The organism is Microbacterium sp. Root180 (assembly GCF_001428485.1).
In the GTDB taxonomy this organism is placed as follows: domain Bacteria; phylum Actinomycetota; class Actinomycetes; order Actinomycetales; family Microbacteriaceae; genus Microbacterium.
Genome location: NZ_LMHS01000001.1, coordinates 744,307 through 759,053 on the forward strand (window position 1 = coordinate 744,307; position 14,747 = coordinate 759,053).

10 protein-coding genes are annotated in these 14,747 nt (G+C 72.0%); 5 read left to right on the forward strand and 5 right to left on the reverse strand.

What is annotated here, in order from left to right; genetic code table 11:
• Position 1: 1 nt before the first annotated feature.
• On the reverse strand, positions 2 to 997 hold the full coding sequence (locus ASD93_RS03525) for a Gfo/Idh/MocA family protein (protein ID WP_056118617.1): 996 nt from the start codon (positions 995 to 997) through the stop codon (positions 2 to 4).
• Positions 998 to 1,046: 49 nt separating this feature from the next.
• On the opposite strand from ASD93_RS03525, the gene ASD93_RS03530 reads away from it, so the two are divergent.
• Positions 1,047 to 2,375, forward strand: a complete 1,329-nt coding sequence (locus tag ASD93_RS03530; RefSeq protein WP_056118620.1) for a M20/M25/M40 family metallo-hydrolase — start codon at positions 1,047 to 1,049, stop codon at positions 2,373 to 2,375.
• On the opposite strand, the gene ASD93_RS03535 is transcribed toward ASD93_RS03530, so the two are convergent.
• The 3 genes from ASD93_RS03535 to hrpA all read right to left on the reverse strand — a co-directional run bounded on the left by ASD93_RS03535 (position 2,348) and on the right by hrpA (position 8,686).
• On the reverse strand, positions 2,348 to 3,697 hold the full coding sequence (locus ASD93_RS03535; protein WP_056118623.1) for an O-acetylhomoserine aminocarboxypropyltransferase/cysteine synthase family protein: 1,350 nt from the start codon (positions 3,695 to 3,697) through the stop codon (positions 2,348 to 2,350). The genes ASD93_RS03530 and ASD93_RS03535 overlap by 28 nt on opposite strands.
• 100 nt (positions 3,698 to 3,797) lie before the next feature.
• Complete coding sequence (locus tag ASD93_RS03540) at positions 3,798 to 4,739, reverse strand: quinone oxidoreductase family protein (RefSeq protein WP_056118625.1); 942 nt, start codon at positions 4,737 to 4,739, stop codon at positions 3,798 to 3,800.
• A gap of 29 nt (positions 4,740 to 4,768) precedes the next feature.
• Positions 4,769 to 8,686 carry an ATP-dependent RNA helicase HrpA gene (hrpA, locus tag ASD93_RS03545; RefSeq protein WP_056118628.1) on the reverse strand — a complete coding sequence of 1,306 codons (3,918 nt, stop codon included), beginning with the start codon at positions 8,684 to 8,686 and terminating at the stop codon, positions 4,769 to 4,771.
• 636 nt (positions 8,687 to 9,322) lie between these two features.
• On the opposite strand from hrpA, the gene ASD93_RS03550 reads away from it, so the two are divergent.
• The 3 genes from ASD93_RS03550 to ASD93_RS03560 are packed head-to-tail and all read left to right on the forward strand — an operon-like array spanning position 9,323 to position 12,487.
• Positions 9,323 to 9,823, forward strand: a complete 501-nt coding sequence (locus ASD93_RS03550; RefSeq protein ID WP_056118631.1) for an ArsR/SmtB family transcription factor — start codon at positions 9,323 to 9,325, stop codon at positions 9,821 to 9,823.
• Positions 9,802 to 10,641 carry an aldo/keto reductase gene (locus ASD93_RS03555; RefSeq protein WP_056118634.1) on the forward strand — a complete coding sequence of 280 codons (840 nt, stop codon included), beginning with the start codon at positions 9,802 to 9,804 and terminating at the stop codon, positions 10,639 to 10,641. Before ASD93_RS03550 ends, ASD93_RS03555 begins: the two co-directional genes overlap by 22 nt.
• Positions 10,642 to 10,648: 7 nt before the next feature.
• Positions 10,649 to 12,487, forward strand: coding sequence for a thioredoxin domain-containing protein (locus tag ASD93_RS03560; protein ID WP_056118639.1), 1,839 nt, complete (start codon positions 10,649 to 10,651; stop codon positions 12,485 to 12,487).
• Here the strand turns inward: ASD93_RS03560 and ASD93_RS03565 are convergent.
• Entirely contained in the window at positions 12,484 to 14,106 is a 1,623-nt protein-coding gene (locus ASD93_RS03565) for a dolichyl-phosphate-mannose--protein mannosyltransferase (RefSeq protein WP_235566859.1), read from the reverse strand. The genes ASD93_RS03560 and ASD93_RS03565 overlap by 4 nt on opposite strands.
• Before the next feature lie 81 nt (positions 14,107 to 14,187).
• Here ASD93_RS03565 and ASD93_RS03570 point away from each other — a divergent pair, with 81 nt between their 5' ends.
• The gene (locus tag ASD93_RS03570; protein ID WP_235566860.1) at positions 14,188 to 14,739 is read left to right on the forward strand and encodes a MarR family winged helix-turn-helix transcriptional regulator; all 552 of its coding nucleotides are present in this window, start codon (positions 14,188 to 14,190) and stop codon (positions 14,737 to 14,739) included.
• Positions 14,740 to 14,747 lie beyond the last annotated feature (8 nt).

Sequence of the window (14,747 nt, forward strand, 5' to 3'; positions counted from 1 at the left end):
CTCACTCCTCCCCGGGGTAGCTGACGCCGACGAGCTGGCGGATCTCGTCGAGGGTGGACATGATCGCGACCGTCTCGTCGATCGGCAGCACCACGCTGTCGGTGAGACCATCCGCCAGATACTGCTCCGCCGCGATCGCCTGATACTGCATGCCGCGCCCCTGGATGTCGGACGCGTACTCCTCGAGCACCGTGCCGTCGGCGTCCACGACGCGGAAGGACGTCGCGCTGTACCAGACGCGGTCGATGTCGATGCGGGCGTCGGTGCCGATGATGTGCGCGGTGTTGGGACCGGCGGCTCGGGATGCCGAGAGCGACGTGGACAGTGCGCCGGAGACATGCGACATCACGGTCGCGACCTCGGTGTCGGCGCCGGTGTCGCCCAGGCGGGCGGAGGCGGTGATCGCGAGCGGCTCGCCCAGGATGTCCCACGCGAACGAGATCGGGTACACGCCGAGGTCGAGCAGCGCGCCGCCGCCCAGCTCGAGGGCGTTGAGGCGATGGGCGGGGTCCGACGAGATGCGCTGCGTGTGATCGGCCAGGAGCGCGCGGATCTCGCCGAGCGCTCCCGAGGCCACGACCTCGCGGATGCGTGCCATGTGCGGCAGGTAGCGGGTCCACATCGCCTCCATGGCGAGCAGGCCGCGCTCGACGGCGACGTCGCGCACGGCGGCCGCTTCGTCGCCGGTGAGCGTGAAGGGCTTCTCCACCAGCACGTGCTTGCCGTGCTCGAGGGCGAGGATCGCCTGCTCGGCATGGAAGGGATGCGGGGTCGCGATGTAGACGATGTCGACGTCGGGGTCGGACACGAGAGCCTCGTATGAGCCGTGCGCGCGGGCCACGTCGAAGTCTGCGGCGAAGGCGCCCGCGGACTCGGCGCTGCGCGACCCGACGGCGACGAGGTCCAGGCCTGCGGTGCGCAGATCGGAGGCGAAGGCTCGGGCGATGCCGCCCGGGCCGAGGATGCCCCAGCGCAGGGCGGACGATGAAGCGGTCATGTCCCGAGCGTAGCGACCGTCGCCGACCCCGTGCGCCTAGGCTCTGCACGTGACTTCCCCCGTCGAGCGCTTCCGCGAGCTTCTGCGCATCCCGACCGTGTCGCACGCCGACGAGACCGAGATCGACTGGGCGGCGTTCGGCCGATTCCAGGAGACCCTCGAGCGGCTGTACCCCGCGCTGCACCGTTCGCTGGAGCGGGAGGTCGTGGACGGCCACTCGCTGCTGTTCCGCTGGCGGGGGGCCGCGGCATCCGATCCTCTCGTCCTCATGGCGCACATCGACGTCGTCCCGGTCGTCGAGTCCGAGTGGGACGGCGACCCGTTCGCCGCCGAGATCGTCGGCGAGGGAGCGGATGCCGCCATCCACGCCCGCGGCGCGATCGACGACAAGGGCGCGCTCGTCGCGATCGCCGAGGCCGTCGAGCAGCTCGCCGTCGAAGGGTTCGCCCCGGCCCGAGACGTGTACCTCGCCTTCGGGCACAACGAGGAGACGGCGGGCGGCGGTGCCGGTGCGATCGTCGAGCTGCTGCGCACCCGCGGCATCCGTCCCGCCCTCGTGCTCGACGAAGGTGGCGCCGTCGTGGACGGCGTGATCCCCGGCGTGACCGTGCCGACCGCGATGGTCGGGGTCGCCGAACGCGGCGTCATGACGCTGCTGCTGACGGCCCGCGACGGCGGCGGGCACGCCTCCACGCCGCCCTCGACGCCGGCGACCGCGCGCCTCGCGCGCGCGGTCGACCGGCTGCACCGGCATCCGTTCCCCACCCGCCTCGCCCCGCCGGTGCGCGCGATGCTGTCGACCGTCGCCCCGCACGCGCCGCAGCCGCTGCGCTCGCTGCTGCGCAGCCTCGCCGTCACCGGACCGCTCGTGGCCGCGGTGCTCTCGCGCCTCGGTCCCGAGATGAACGCGACCGTGCGCACGACCGCCGTCGCCACCGAGCTGAGCGGCGCCCCGGGGGAGAACGTGCTCGCCACGACGGCCCGGGCATCGATCAACATCCGCCTGCTCACGGGCGACACGGTCGCCGGCGCGACCGCGCGCGTGCGCCGGGTGATCGCCGATCCCGAGGTCGACATCGAGGTGCGGCACGGCTCCAACCCGTCGCCGGTGTCACCGTGGCACGGCGAGGCTTGGCGTCGCATCGCCACGACCGCCCGCGAGACCCTCGGCGACGACGTCCTGGTGACGCCCTATCTTCAGCTCGGCGCGAGCGACAGCCGCTGGTTCACGGCGATCTCGGACCACGTGTACCGCTTCACGCCATTCCATCTGACCCGCGCCGAACGCGACGCGCTGCACTCGCACAACGAGCGCATCCGCGTCGACGTCTGGCTGCGCGGGATCGGGTTCTACCGTGCGCTCGTCGCCGCGAGCTGAGGCTCCCCGGCGGGCACGCCCGCCAGCGCGCGGTCGAGGTCGGCGACGATGTCGCGCGCGTCCTCGAGTCCGATCGACAGGCGCACGGTCGTCCACGAGATGCCGGCGTCGGCCAGCTGTGCGGGCGAGAGGTGGCTGTGGGTCATCGACGCGGGATGCGCCACGAGGCTGCGGGCGTCGCCGATGTTGGCCACGAGCTTCACGACCCGCATCCGTGCGATGAGGTCCTCGACGACGCGGAAGTCCGCTTCGACGTCCCCGGTGCCGTGAAGGTCGAACGCGAACACCGAGCTGGCGCCGCGCGGCAGGTAGACCGCGGCGTTGGCATGCCACGGGCTCGACGCGAGTCCCGGGTGGTGCACGCGCGCGACGGCAGGATGCTCCTCGAGGAACCGCGCGACCTCGAGCGCGCTCGCCGAGTGACGGGCGATGCGCAGGTCGAGCGTCTCGAGCCCCTGGAGCAGCTGGAAGGCGTTGAACGCCGACAGCGAGGGACCGAGGTCGTGGACGTACTTGGTCTTGACGAGCGCGATGTACGGGGAGCCGGTCTCGCCGTAGCGCTCGACGAGGCTCCCGTCCGGGACGCGCGGGTAGGTCTCGTTCAGCTGCGGCCAGCGCTGCGGCTCTGCCGTGAAGTCGAACGTGCCGAGGTCGACGATCACGCCGCCGAGCGACGTGCCGTGGCCGCCGAGGAACTTCGTCGCCGAGTGCACGGTGATGTCGGCTCCGAGGTCCTTCACGCGCTGCAGGTAGGGGGTGGCCACGGTGGCGTCGATGACGAGCGGAACGCCGGCGCGGTGGGCGAGGTCGGCGACGGCGCGCACGTCGAGCACCTGCGCGATGGGGTTGGTGATGGACTCCGCGAAGAACGCGCGGGTGGTGGGGCGCACGGCGGCGGCCCAGGCATCCGGGTCGTCCTGGTCGACGAAGCTGACCTCGATGCCCCAGTCCGCGAACGTGTCCTGGAGCAGGTCGACGGTGCCGCCGTAGAGCTGGCGGGCGGCGACGATGTGCTCGCCCTGCTTCGCGAGCGCGAGGAGGGCGAGCGCGACGGCCGCCTGTCCCGAGGCGACGCCCGCCGCCGCGATGCCGCCTTCGAGCTCGGTCACCCGCTTCTCGAACACCAGCACGGTGGGATTGGCGGCACGACTGTAGATGTTGCCGTCGCGGCGCAGCGCGAACAGGTCGCGCGCGTCGCTGAGCGAGCGGAACTCGAAGGCGTTCGACTGGTGGATCGACGGGACCGCGGTGTTCTCGGCGATGCCCGACTCGAACCCCGCCTGCACCTGTGCGGTCGCGAAGGAGCGCGGAGCTTCAGACATGCCCCCCATTGTCGGCGGCGGAGGCCTCGGCCCGCGCGCCGTGTGTCGTACTGTTGCGCGCGCTCGGCGGGCACGCGGCGCACCTGCGCCCCGGGAGTCGCTACGGGACGAGGGTGATCTTGCCGTCGGTTCCGCGTTCGACCAGGCGGTGGGCCTCGGCGGCGTCGGCGAGCGGAACCTGCGGCCCGATCTCGACCGCGAACCGCCCGGCGGCGATGAGCGCCAGCGAAACGGGCGCGGCCTCGTCGCGCCAGGCGAGCTGCTGAGGCGTCAGAGGGGCGGGGGAACCGCCCGAGAAGGCGCGGATGCCGAGGCTCGCGGCATCCCGTCCCCTCACCAGGGTCGCGATGCGGCTCCGGTCGGCGACGAGCTCGACCGAGACGTCCAGCGCCTCGTCGGTGCCGGCCGCGTCGAGCGCGACCGTCACGCCGTTCGGTGCGAGCTCCCGCACGCGATCGGCGAGGCCATCGCCATAGTGCACGGGGATCGCGCCCAGCGCCCGCACCGTCTCGGCGCGACGCCCGGACGTCGTGGCGATCACGGTCGCGCCCCACAGCACGGCGAATTGGATCGCGGCCTGGCCGACGGCTCCGGATCCGGCGTGGAGCAGGAGCGTGTCGTGCGGTCCGACCGCAAGCGAGCGCAGGGTCTGGTACGCGGTGCCGACCGGGATGCCGAGCGCGGCGCCCTGCGCGGCGGAGACGTGTGCGGGACGACTGTGGACCCGTGCGACGTCGACCACGACATCGGTCGCGTAGGCGCCCCGCGCACCCGAGAACACGACCGCGTCCCCGGCCCGGAACCCGTCCACGCCCTCGCCGACCGAGGTCACGATGCCGGCGCCGTCGGATCCGACCCGCCGCACGTCGTCGATCGGTCCGGAGGGACGCGCACCCGACCGCAGCTTCGCGTCGATGGGGTTCACCCCCGCTGCTTCGACCCGGATCGCGAGCTGACCGGCGCCGGGCGCGGGGGCTGTGATCTCGATGGGGTGCAGGACCTCGGGTCCGCCGAACTCGGTGTATCCGATCGCAGTGGCCATGGCAGGGGCAACCTCCTCGCCGTCGGGCGCTATTCCCGCAGCGACTTCTGGATCCGCTGCAGCGAGACCGGCTCTGCGGTTCCCAGCTGCTGCGCGAACAGGCTCACGCGGTACTCCTCGAGCAGCCAGCGCGCGTGCACCAGCGCGGGGGGCGCGTCCGGTGCGGGGGGCGCCGTGCCGCCGGCGTCGGCGAAGGCGATCGCCGCCCGCTCGAACTCGGTCATGCGCTGCCGGTCGCGTCCCGGGTTGTCCGGCAGCGCGCGCACCCGCTCGAGCGCCCCGCGCAGGTAGCGCGGCAGGTGGACCAGCCGTGCCGTGCCCGTGCGCGACACGAAGCCGGGGAACACGAGACCCGACAGCTGTCCCTTGACGTCGTTGAGCGTGCCCAGCAGCGTCAGCGAGTTCTGCTCGCGCACGGCGCGCTCGACGTCGCGCGAGGCCGTGAGGATGCGGGCGCTCAGCGACACCGTCTGGAAGAGCTCGTCGACCACGACCGCCGACAGGGCATCGCGGACGGCGTCGAACTCCGCGCGCGTGCGGACGGTGCCTTCGGTGGTCGTGCGCTCGACCACGGCGTCGGCGACGGCGACGCGCGCGTCCTCGACGAGGGCCTTGGCGGAGGAGTAGGGGGATGCCGCGAGTGCGAGCTTCTCGGGGGAGGTGAGGTGATCGAGCACATAGGCGGTCGGCGACGGCACGGCGAGGAGCAGCAGGCGACGCACGCCGGCGCGCGTGGCCTGCGCCGCCGCCTCGGGCGTGGACTCGATCCGCAGGGCGACGCTCGATCCCTCGTCGACGATCGCCGGGTAGCCCCGGACGACGCCGCCGGCCACCTTCGTGTCGACGACGTCGGGGAGGTCGCCGACCGTCCACTCGGTGAGACCCGTGCGCTCGGCGAAGGCGCTGCCCGCCGCGGCGGTGGCGCCCGCCGCGGCGGCTCCGGGGCCGGGAGCCGGGGCCTCTCGTGCGGGGGTTCGTGCGAGCGACCGCGCGACCGAGTCCCGGGCGCGGCCGGCGAGCCGATCCTGCAGTGCGGCGAGGTCGCGATCCGCGCCGACGGCCCGACCACGCTCGTCGACGGCGCGGAACGACACGAGCAGGTGCCCGGGCACGCGCTCCATCTCGAAGTCGTCAGCGGTGACGGGCTGGTTCGCGACCCGCTGGATGCGCGCGGCGAGCGCCTCGCGCAGCCCCGAGGACGGAAGGCCCGCGTTCGCCTCAGGGCCTTGCCCGGCGATCTCGCCCGCGAACGTCGACGCCCAGTCGGCCGCCGGCACGACGTGTCGCCGGATCGACTTGGGCAGCGATCGCAGCAGAGCCGTGATGAGCTCGTCGCGCATTCCGGGGACCTGCCAGTCGAACCCGTCGGGTCGCAGCTGGGCGAGCAGCGCGAGCGGCACGACGGCCGTGACGCCGTCGTCGGGTGCGCCGGGCTCGAAGCGGTAGGCGAGCGAGAGCACCTGGTCGCCCTGCTGCCAGCGGGCCGGGAAGTCGCGCTCGTCGCCGCGCGAGGCCTCGTCGACGAGATCGGACTCGGTCATGTCGAGCAGGCGCGGCGTGCGCTCGGCCGCGCCCTGCCACCAGGCCTCGAACGAGCGCACGTCGTACACGTCGCCGGGGATGCGCGCGTCGTAGAACCGGTACACCGCCTCGTCGCCCACGAGGATGTCGCGGCGGCGCTCGCGCTCCTCGATCTTCTCGAGTCGCCGGCGCAGTTCGAGGTTGCGTCGTTCGAACGCCGTCAGCCGCTTGTCGAGGGCCGAGGCATCCCATTCCCCCTCCACCAGCGCGTGCCGCAGGAACAGCTCGCGCGCGAACGGCCGGTCGAAGCGGGCCAGCTGCACGCGGCGCCGCGGGATGATCTCGACGCCGAAGAGGGTCACCTTCTCGTAGGCGGATGCCGCGCCCGCCGCCTTCGACCAGTGCGGCTCGCTCAGCCGGCGCTTGGCGAGGTCGCCGGCGAGGGGCTCCGCCCATTCCGGGTCGATCGCGGCCACCGTGCGGGCGAAGAGGCGCGACGTCTCGACCACCTCGGCGGCCATGACGGCCGTCGGTCGCTGCTTGCGGAGCCCGGAGCCGGGGAAGATCGCGAAGCGCGTGCCTCGGGCGCCGAGGTACTCCGCCGAGCGGCGCTCGGCGGAGCGGTCGGGCTTGCCGCCGCGCGCGGACGCCCTGGCGGTCGAACGGTCGTCGAGGATGCCGAGCTGCGACAGCAGTCCGGACAGGATCGCCCGGTGGATGTCGTCGGGATCCGCGGTCGTCGCGGCGGGCTTGCGCGAGGCGCCGAGCAGTGCGCTGAGCTGGCGGTGGACGTCGGCCCATTCGCGCACGCGGACGTAGTTGAGATGCTCCTGGCGGCACAGCCGGCGGAACGCGCTGGAGCCGAGTTCGGCCTGCTTCTCCTGGAGGTGGTTCCACAGATTGAGCAGGCTCAGGAAGTCGCTCGTCGGGTCGGTGAACCGGGCGTGGAGGCGGTCGGCCTCCTCGCGGCGCTCCTCGGGTCGCTCTCGAACGTCCTGGATGGAGAGCCCGGCGACGATCGCGAGCACGTCGCCGAGCACGCCGGTCTGGCGCGCCGCGATCAGCATGCGCGCGAAGCGCGGATCGATCGGCAGCCGGGCGATCTCGCGGCCGAGGTCGGTAAGGGTCGGTGCGTCGTCGCGGCCGCGCGCCCGCACGGCGCCGAGCTCGATGAGGAGGTCGAGCGCGGCCCGCACGCCGCGCGAGTCCGGCGGGGTGAGGAACGGGAACGACGAGATGTCGCCGAAGCCCAGCGACAGCATCTGCAGGATCACCGACGCCAGACTGGTGCGCAGGATCTCGGGCTCGGTGAACTCGTCGCGGCTCGTGAAGTCGTCTTCGGCGTACAGGCGGATCGCGATGCCGGGGCTCGTTCGTCCGGCACGCCCGGACCGCTGCTGCGCGGAGGCCTGCGAGATCGCCTCGATGGGGAGCCGCTGGATCTTGCTGCGATTGCTGTAGCGCGAGATCCGCGCCGTGCCGGTGTCGACGACGTACCGGATGCCGGGCACGGTGAGGCTGGTCTCGGCGACGTTCGTCGCCAGGATGACGCGGCGGCGCACGCCCGCGATCGCCGAGCGCTCGAAGACGCGGTGCTGCTCGGCGGAGCTCAAGCGTCCGTAGAGGGGCAGGACCTCCGTCGGCGCGGCATCCTTCCCGTACATTCCGCGAACGGCATCCATCGCGTCGCGGATCTCCGCCTCGCCGGGGAGGAAGACGAGCACGTCGCCTGCCGGCTCGCGATCGAGCTCGCGCAGCGCCGTCGTGATGCCGTCGACGTCGTCGCTCTCGACGACGTCGCCGCCCTTCGCCGGGCGGGTGCCGGGCCGGTATCGCACCTCGACCGGGTAGGTGCGACCCGAGACCTCGATGATCGGGGCGGGGTTGCCGTCGCGATCGGCGAAATGCCGCGCGAAGCTCTCGGGGTCGATCGTGGCACTGGTGACGATGACCTTCAGGTCGGGGCGCTGCGGCAGGATGCGGGTGAGGTAGCCGATGAGGAAGTCGACGTTGAGCGAACGCTCGTGAGCCTCGTCGACGATGATCGTGTCGTAGCGGCGCAGCTGTCGATCGCGGTGGATCTCGTTGAGCAGGATGCCGTCGGTCATGAGCGCGATGCGGGTGTCTTCGGTCACCTTGTCGGTGAAGCGCACCTTGTAGCCGACGGTCGTGCCGAGCGGCACCTGCAGCTCCTCGGCGACGCGCTCCGCTATGGTGCGCGCGGCGATCCGGCGCGGCTGCGTGTGCGCGATGCGTGTGCGGCCCAGCTCGAGGCAGATCTTCGGCAGCTGCGTGGTCTTGCCCGATCCGGTCGCCCCGGCGACGATCACGACCTGGTTGTCGCGGATCGCGCGCGCGATCTCGTCCCGCGCGGCACTGACGGGCAGCTCCGGGGGATAGGAGATCACGGGTTCGGGCGCGGACATAGCCCTCCATCGTATGACGGCCCGCCGTCGCGGGTCGCGTCGCCGCAGCCGGTCGTCATCGAACGCTCGTCCTGCCCGTTCTTGCATGTGAGTTCTGGGTCACACGCGAGAGGGTGGGCCGTGCATCCGTCATGTGAGTTCTGGGTCACAGGCGAGAGTGTGGGCTGTGGATTCGTCATGTGAGTTCTGGGTCACAGGCGAGAGTGTGGGCTGTGCATCGGTCATGTGAAGTCTGGGCCACACGCGAGAGGGTGGGCCGCCCGTTCTTGCATGTGAGTTCTGGGTCACACGCGAGAGTGTGGGCTGTGCATCCGTCATGTGAGTTCTGGGTCACACGCGAGAGAGTGGGCCGTGCATCCGTCATGTGAGTTCGTGCTCACATGACGGGGCGGGGAGTACCTGGCGCATCGAGCATGTGAGTCGCGGGTCACACTCGCAGCGGCGGGTGAACTCGGCCGTGTGAACGAGAACTCACATGCGAAAACGAAAGGGTGGACGGTGCAGTGCGTGCGTGCGGCGTGCGCCTGCCCGCCCGCCCGCCGTCACCTTTCCTCCACAGCGGCCCACCAGGCACCGTGATTCACGCCGGCAGTCACGCTGGCACGCCTGCGGCGCTCGCGGCTCTACCGTCGATCCGTGCACCCGTTCGCAGCGCTCTCCGAACCCGCTCGGCGGCGGATCATCGAGATCCTCGCCAGCGGTGAACACACCGCCGGCGAGCTGGCGCACGTCGTCGGTGCGGAGTTTCGGATCACACGGACGGCGGTCTCGAAGCACCTGCGCGTGCTGCGTGACGCGCAGCTCGTCGACGTCCGTGCGGAGCTGCAGTGGCGGTGGTACCGACTCACCTCTGACGGGTTCGAAACCCTCGAATACGAGGTTCACGAGCTGCGAGAGAAGTGGGTACGCCGAGTCGGCTGGGATTCGGAGCACCACCGCGACCATGATTCCCTCGCCGAACCGCCCACGTACGCCTCAGTTCCCTTCAAGGGTGCGGGCCGCGGCTACAGGCGGGGCAGACGCGGCAAGCAGACCGAGCCTCCGCCGCGCGCGAGCGAGCCGGATCTCGGCCTCTACCCGGTCTACCCCGTGCCGGACCCTTCTAGGCTGGAGGAATGGCAACGACCCCCACCGTGAAGCTCAACGACGGCAACGACATCCCCCAGCTCGGCTACGGCGTGTTCAAGGTGCCGCCGGCCGACACCGAGCGCGCTGTCAGCGAGGCGCTCGAGGTCGGCTACCGTCACATCGACACCGCCGCGATCTACGGCAACGAGGAGGGCGTCGGCGCCGCCATCGCCGCGAGCGACCTCCCACGCGACGAGCTCTTCGTCACCACCAAGCTGTGGAACGACCGCCACGACGGCGACGAGCCCCGGGCGGCGATCGCCGAGAGCCTCGAGAAGCTGGGTCTCGACAAGGTCGACCTTTACCTCGTGCACTGGCCGACCCCGGCGCACGACAACTACGTCCACGCCTGGTCCAAGCTCGTCGAACTGCGCGACGCGGGCCTCACCCGCAGCATCGGCGTCTCCAACCACCTGGTGCCGCACCTCGACCGCATCGTCGCCGCCACCGGCGTGGTGCCCGCCGTCAACCAGATCGAGCTCCACCCGGCCCACCAGCAGCGTGCGATCACCGAGTGGGCGGCTCAGCACGACGTCCGCATCGAGTCGTGGGGTCCGCTCGGGCAGGGCAAGTACGACCTGTTCGGGGCCGAGCCCGTCGCCGCCGCCGCCAAGGCGCACGACAAGACGCCCGCGCAGGCGGTGCTGCGCTGGCACCTGCAGAAGGGATTCATCGTCTTCCCCAAGTCGGTGCGCCGCGAGCGGCTCGAAGAGAACCTCGACGTCTTCGACTTCGAACTCACCGACGCCGAGATCGCCGCGATCGACGCGATGGATCGGCCGGACGGGTCCGGACGCGTCAGCGCCCACCCCGACGAGGTGAACTGACACCGCCATGAACCGTCGCCTCACGGAGGCCGCGAGTCCGTACCTCCGCTCGCACGCGGCAAACCCGGTCCCGTGGTTCCCGTGGGGCGACGAGGCGTTCGCCGAGGCACGCGCACGCGACGTCCCCGTCCTGGTGTCCATCGGCTATTCCACATGCCACTGGTGCCACGTCATGGCGCGCGAGTCGTTCGAGGACCCTGCGACAGCGGCCGAGCTCTCCGCCGGATTCGTCTCGATCAAGGTCGACCGAGAGGAGCACCCCGAGGTCGACGGCGCGTACATGGCCGCCGCATCCGCGTTCACCGCGAACCTCGGCTGGCCCCTCACCGTCTTCGTGACGCCCGAAGGGCGCCCGTTCTTCGCCGGCAGCTACTTCCCGCCCCAGCCCCGCGGCGGCCTTCCGGCGTTCCGTCAGGTGCTCGCCGCCGTGCGCGAGGCGTGGGAGGAGCGCCGCGAGCAGATCGACGGCACAGCCGACGCGATCGTCGAAGCCCTGGCCGAGGTCCGCGCGCAGGCGGGGGACGAGGCATCCGCTCCTCCGACCGTCGAGGAGCTCGCGGCGGCAGCGCGCTCCCTCGCGGAGCGCGAAGACCCCGAATACGGCGGGTTCGGTGAGGGCGAGGCCCCGAAGTTCCCGGTGGCGACGGCCCTGCGCTTCCTGCAGACGAGGCTCGTGCGGGAACGGGCGGCCGAGGCCTCTGCCGTGGCGGGGCGCGCGCTCGCGGCGATGAGCGCGTCGTCGCTGCGCGACCCGGTCGAGGGCGGCTTCTTCCGCTACGCCACACGCCGCGACTGGTCGGTGCCCCACTTCGAGCGCATGCTGACCGACAACGCGCAGCTGCTCGACGTCGCCGTCGCCGAGGGCGACACGGTGACCGCGTCGGGCATCGCCGCCTTCCTCCGGGACGTGCTGCAGCAGCCGACGGGAGGATTCGGCGCCGCGCAGGACTCCGAGTCGTGGATCGACGGTGCGCGCAGCGAGGGCGGATACTACGGGCGGGATGCCGCGGGCCGCGCCGGAATCGAACGTCCCGCCGTCGACGGCAAGATCATCTCGGGGTGGAACGGGCTCGCGATCGGCGCACTCGCCCGCGCCGGAGCGCGGATGGGTGAAGCGTCCTGGATCGAGGCCGCGCGGTGGGCGGCCGAGGCCGTGCTCACCGTCAACGTCACCGCCGACGGCCGCCTCGTCCGCGCATCGCTGGACGAGATCCCCTCACGGGCGCCCGCCACCCTCGCCGACTACGGCCAGTTCGCGACGGGCCTCGCCGCGCTCGCCGCGGCGACCGGACAGCCCGCCTACGCGGTGCGCGCGCGTGAGCTCGTCGACGCGTGCACGACCCCCGACGGGGTGCTCGCGGTGCCGGGCGGAGGCGATCCGGTGCTCGCCGCCCAGGGCGTGGGCGCTCCGGATGCCGCGTCCGACGGCGACGAGCCCTCGGGGCCCGCCGCGCTCGCGGAGGCGGCCCTCGCCCTCTGGGTCCTCGGCGCCGGCCCCGCCTACCGCGACCTCGCCGAGCGGATCGTCGCGCGCGCCGCCGCGGCGGCACTCGCGCAGCCCCTCGCGCACGGCGCGCTGCTGCGCGTGGCCGCGGGGCTCGCCACCGCCCCCCGCCAGGTCGTGGTGGTGACGGCCGAGCCGCAGCATCCGCTCGCGCTCGCCGCCCGCGCACTCGACGCCGATGTCCTCGCCGTCGTCAGCCCGGGCCAGGCTCAGGCGTTCGCAACCGCCGGATTCGACCTGTTCGAGGGCAAGACCGCACCCGCCGGCCCGACGGCCTTCGACTGCCGCGACTTCGCCTGCCGCCTGCCCGTCACCGACCCGGCGGCGCTCGCGAACGCCTAGACCCAGGTCGGCAGCCAGTTGTGCAGCCGCCAGAAGTCGTACGGCACCGGCATCGCCGAGATCACCGGATACCAGAACACGGCGAGCAGCAGGGCGACACCGAGGAACACCCAGACCAGCCGCTGTCCCGTGCGCCTCCGGTAGGCGTCGGCATGCCGTGGCCCGGCGATGTCGCGCAGCGCGAAGGTCAGCGCGAGCAGCATGAACGGCAGCACGAGCACCGTGTAGAACTGGAAGATCGTGCGCTCGGGGTAGAAGAGCCACGGCACGTAGGTCAGCCCGATCCCGGTCAGGACGAAGGCGTGGCGCCAGTCGCGCACGATGACGAATCGGTAGGCGAGGTACAGCACGGCAGCGACGCCCGCGTACCAGACGAGCGGATTCGGGATGCTCGAGATGACCGACGAGCAGCCGTTCGCGGCGGCGCAGCCATCGACGCCCAGCGCGTCGTGGTGGTAGTACATGCCCGTCGGCCGGATCAGCAGCGGCCACTGCCAGGCAGCGCTCGAATACGTGTGGCCCGAGGTGATCTGCGATGCCGCGTTGAACATCGTGGTGTGATCGATCCACAGGCTCTGCAGGGGCAGCGGCACCCACGACCAGAGCCCGGTCGCGGGGGCGGCGTCGGCGGCGTGCCGGTCGTATCCGCCATCGGTGACGAGCCAGCCCGTCCAGGAGGCGAGATACACCGCGAATGCCGCGGGCACGAGCAGCACGAAGGTCGCGACGCCCTGACGGATCGCGTCGGTCGGCCAGAACAGCACGCCCGCGCGCCGCCGTGCGAGCGCGTCGGTCACCACGAGGTAGACGCCGAGTCCGGCGAGCACCCAGACTCCCGACCACTTGACGGCCGATGCCGCGCCCAGCGCGAGGCCCGCCGCGATGATCCAGGGCCGGTTCCACAGGATCGGGCCCCACGCCGGCGGCTCGTCGCCGTCGTATTTCGCGCCGACCGTCTCGGCGATCCGCGCCATCGTGCGGTCCCGGTCCCGCAGCACGAAGAGGAACCCGAGCAGCACGAAGAAGAGCAGCGGGGTGTCGAGCAGGGCGACGCGGCTCATCGCGATCGCCATGCCGTCGACGGCCATCAGCAGCCCCGCGACGACGGCGAACGTCGTCGACCCGGTCAGCCGCTTCGCGATCAGCATCAGCACCAGCACCGCGGCCGTGCCCAGGAGCGCGGTCGTGATGCGCCAGCCCCAGCCGTTCTCGGGTCCGAGCACCATCATCCCGACCGCGATGATCCACTTTCCGAGCGGGGGGTGGATGACGAAGGCCGCGTTGTCGGTGAACACGCTCGGGTCGCCCGACAGGAAGCTCTCGTTGCCGTTGGAGGGCCAGGATCCCTCGTACCCCAGCTGCAGGAGCGTCCAGGCGTCCTTGACGTAGTAGGTCTCGTCGAACTGGTTCATCAGGTCGTGCGCGGCGGCGAGGTTCCACAGGCGCAGGACTGCGGCCAGCACGACGACGAGCGCAGGCCCGAGCCACGCGTACAGGCGCCGCGCGGCGTCGTCGCGCGAGACTCTGACGGTGAACCGCTCGTACAGGCTGGGACGCTCCGCAGGCAGCAGCGGCACGGCCGGCATGCTGTCGTCCGGGCGAGGGGCGGCGTGCGTCACGGTGACACTATAGGTGGGCCTGCCGAGATGATCCTGCGCCGGTGCGAGCCTGCGGGGCGCGGCATCCGTATGATTCGTGTCGTGACAGCGGGAAGCGGCTACTGGTACGGCGAGCACGATGACGCCGCACGTCGTCGTGCGGTCGAAGTCCTCGAGTCCTTCCGCCTCTATCGCGCCGCGGATGCGGCGATGCGCCGGCGCACGCGCGACGCGATGGCGATGGGGGAGAACGACCTGCTGACCCTGCGCTACCTCCTCAAGGCCGAGCGCGAGGGACGCATCGTCCAGCCCGCAGAGCTGTCGCGGTATCTCGGCGTATCGACCGCGTCGACGACGGCGATCATCGACCGGCTCGTGCGCTCGAACCACGTGCGCCGCGCCCCGCACCCCACCGATCGCCGCGCCATCGTCGTGATCCCCACGGTCGAGACCGACCACGAGGTGCGCCGCACGCTCGGCGCGATGCACACCCGGCTGCTCGAGGCGGTCGTCGACATGACGCCCGAGCAGGCGCGCGTCGTGATCGAGTGCCTCGCTCGCCTGCAATCCGCCGTCGACCTGGTCGAGCCCGCGCACGAGGACCCGCCCGAGCCCGAGGGCGGCGCCGGGGTCGCGGCATCCGCCCACCCGTAGGCTGAGTG

Bases quoted from the DNA above. Each gene is read 5' to 3' on its own strand.
- ASD93_RS03555 (WP_056118634.1), top strand. From the start codon at position 9,802: ATGGCAACGACCCCCACCGTGAAGCTCAACGACGGCAACGACATCCCC.
- ASD93_RS03535 (WP_056118623.1), bottom strand. From the start codon at position 3,697: ATGTCTGAAGCTCCGCGCTCCTTCGCGACCGCACAGGTGCAGGCGGGG.
- ASD93_RS03540 (WP_056118625.1), bottom strand. From the start codon at position 4,739: ATGGCCACTGCGATCGGATACACCGAGTTCGGCGGACCCGAGGTCCTG.
- hrpA (WP_056118628.1), bottom strand. From the start codon at position 8,686: ATGTCCGCGCCCGAACCCGTGATCTCCTATCCCCCGGAGCTGCCCGTC.
- ASD93_RS03560 (WP_056118639.1), top strand. From the start codon at position 10,649: ATGAACCGTCGCCTCACGGAGGCCGCGAGTCCGTACCTCCGCTCGCAC.
- ASD93_RS03525 (WP_056118617.1), bottom strand. From the start codon at position 997: ATGACCGCTTCATCGTCCGCCCTGCGCTGGGGCATCCTCGGCCCGGGC.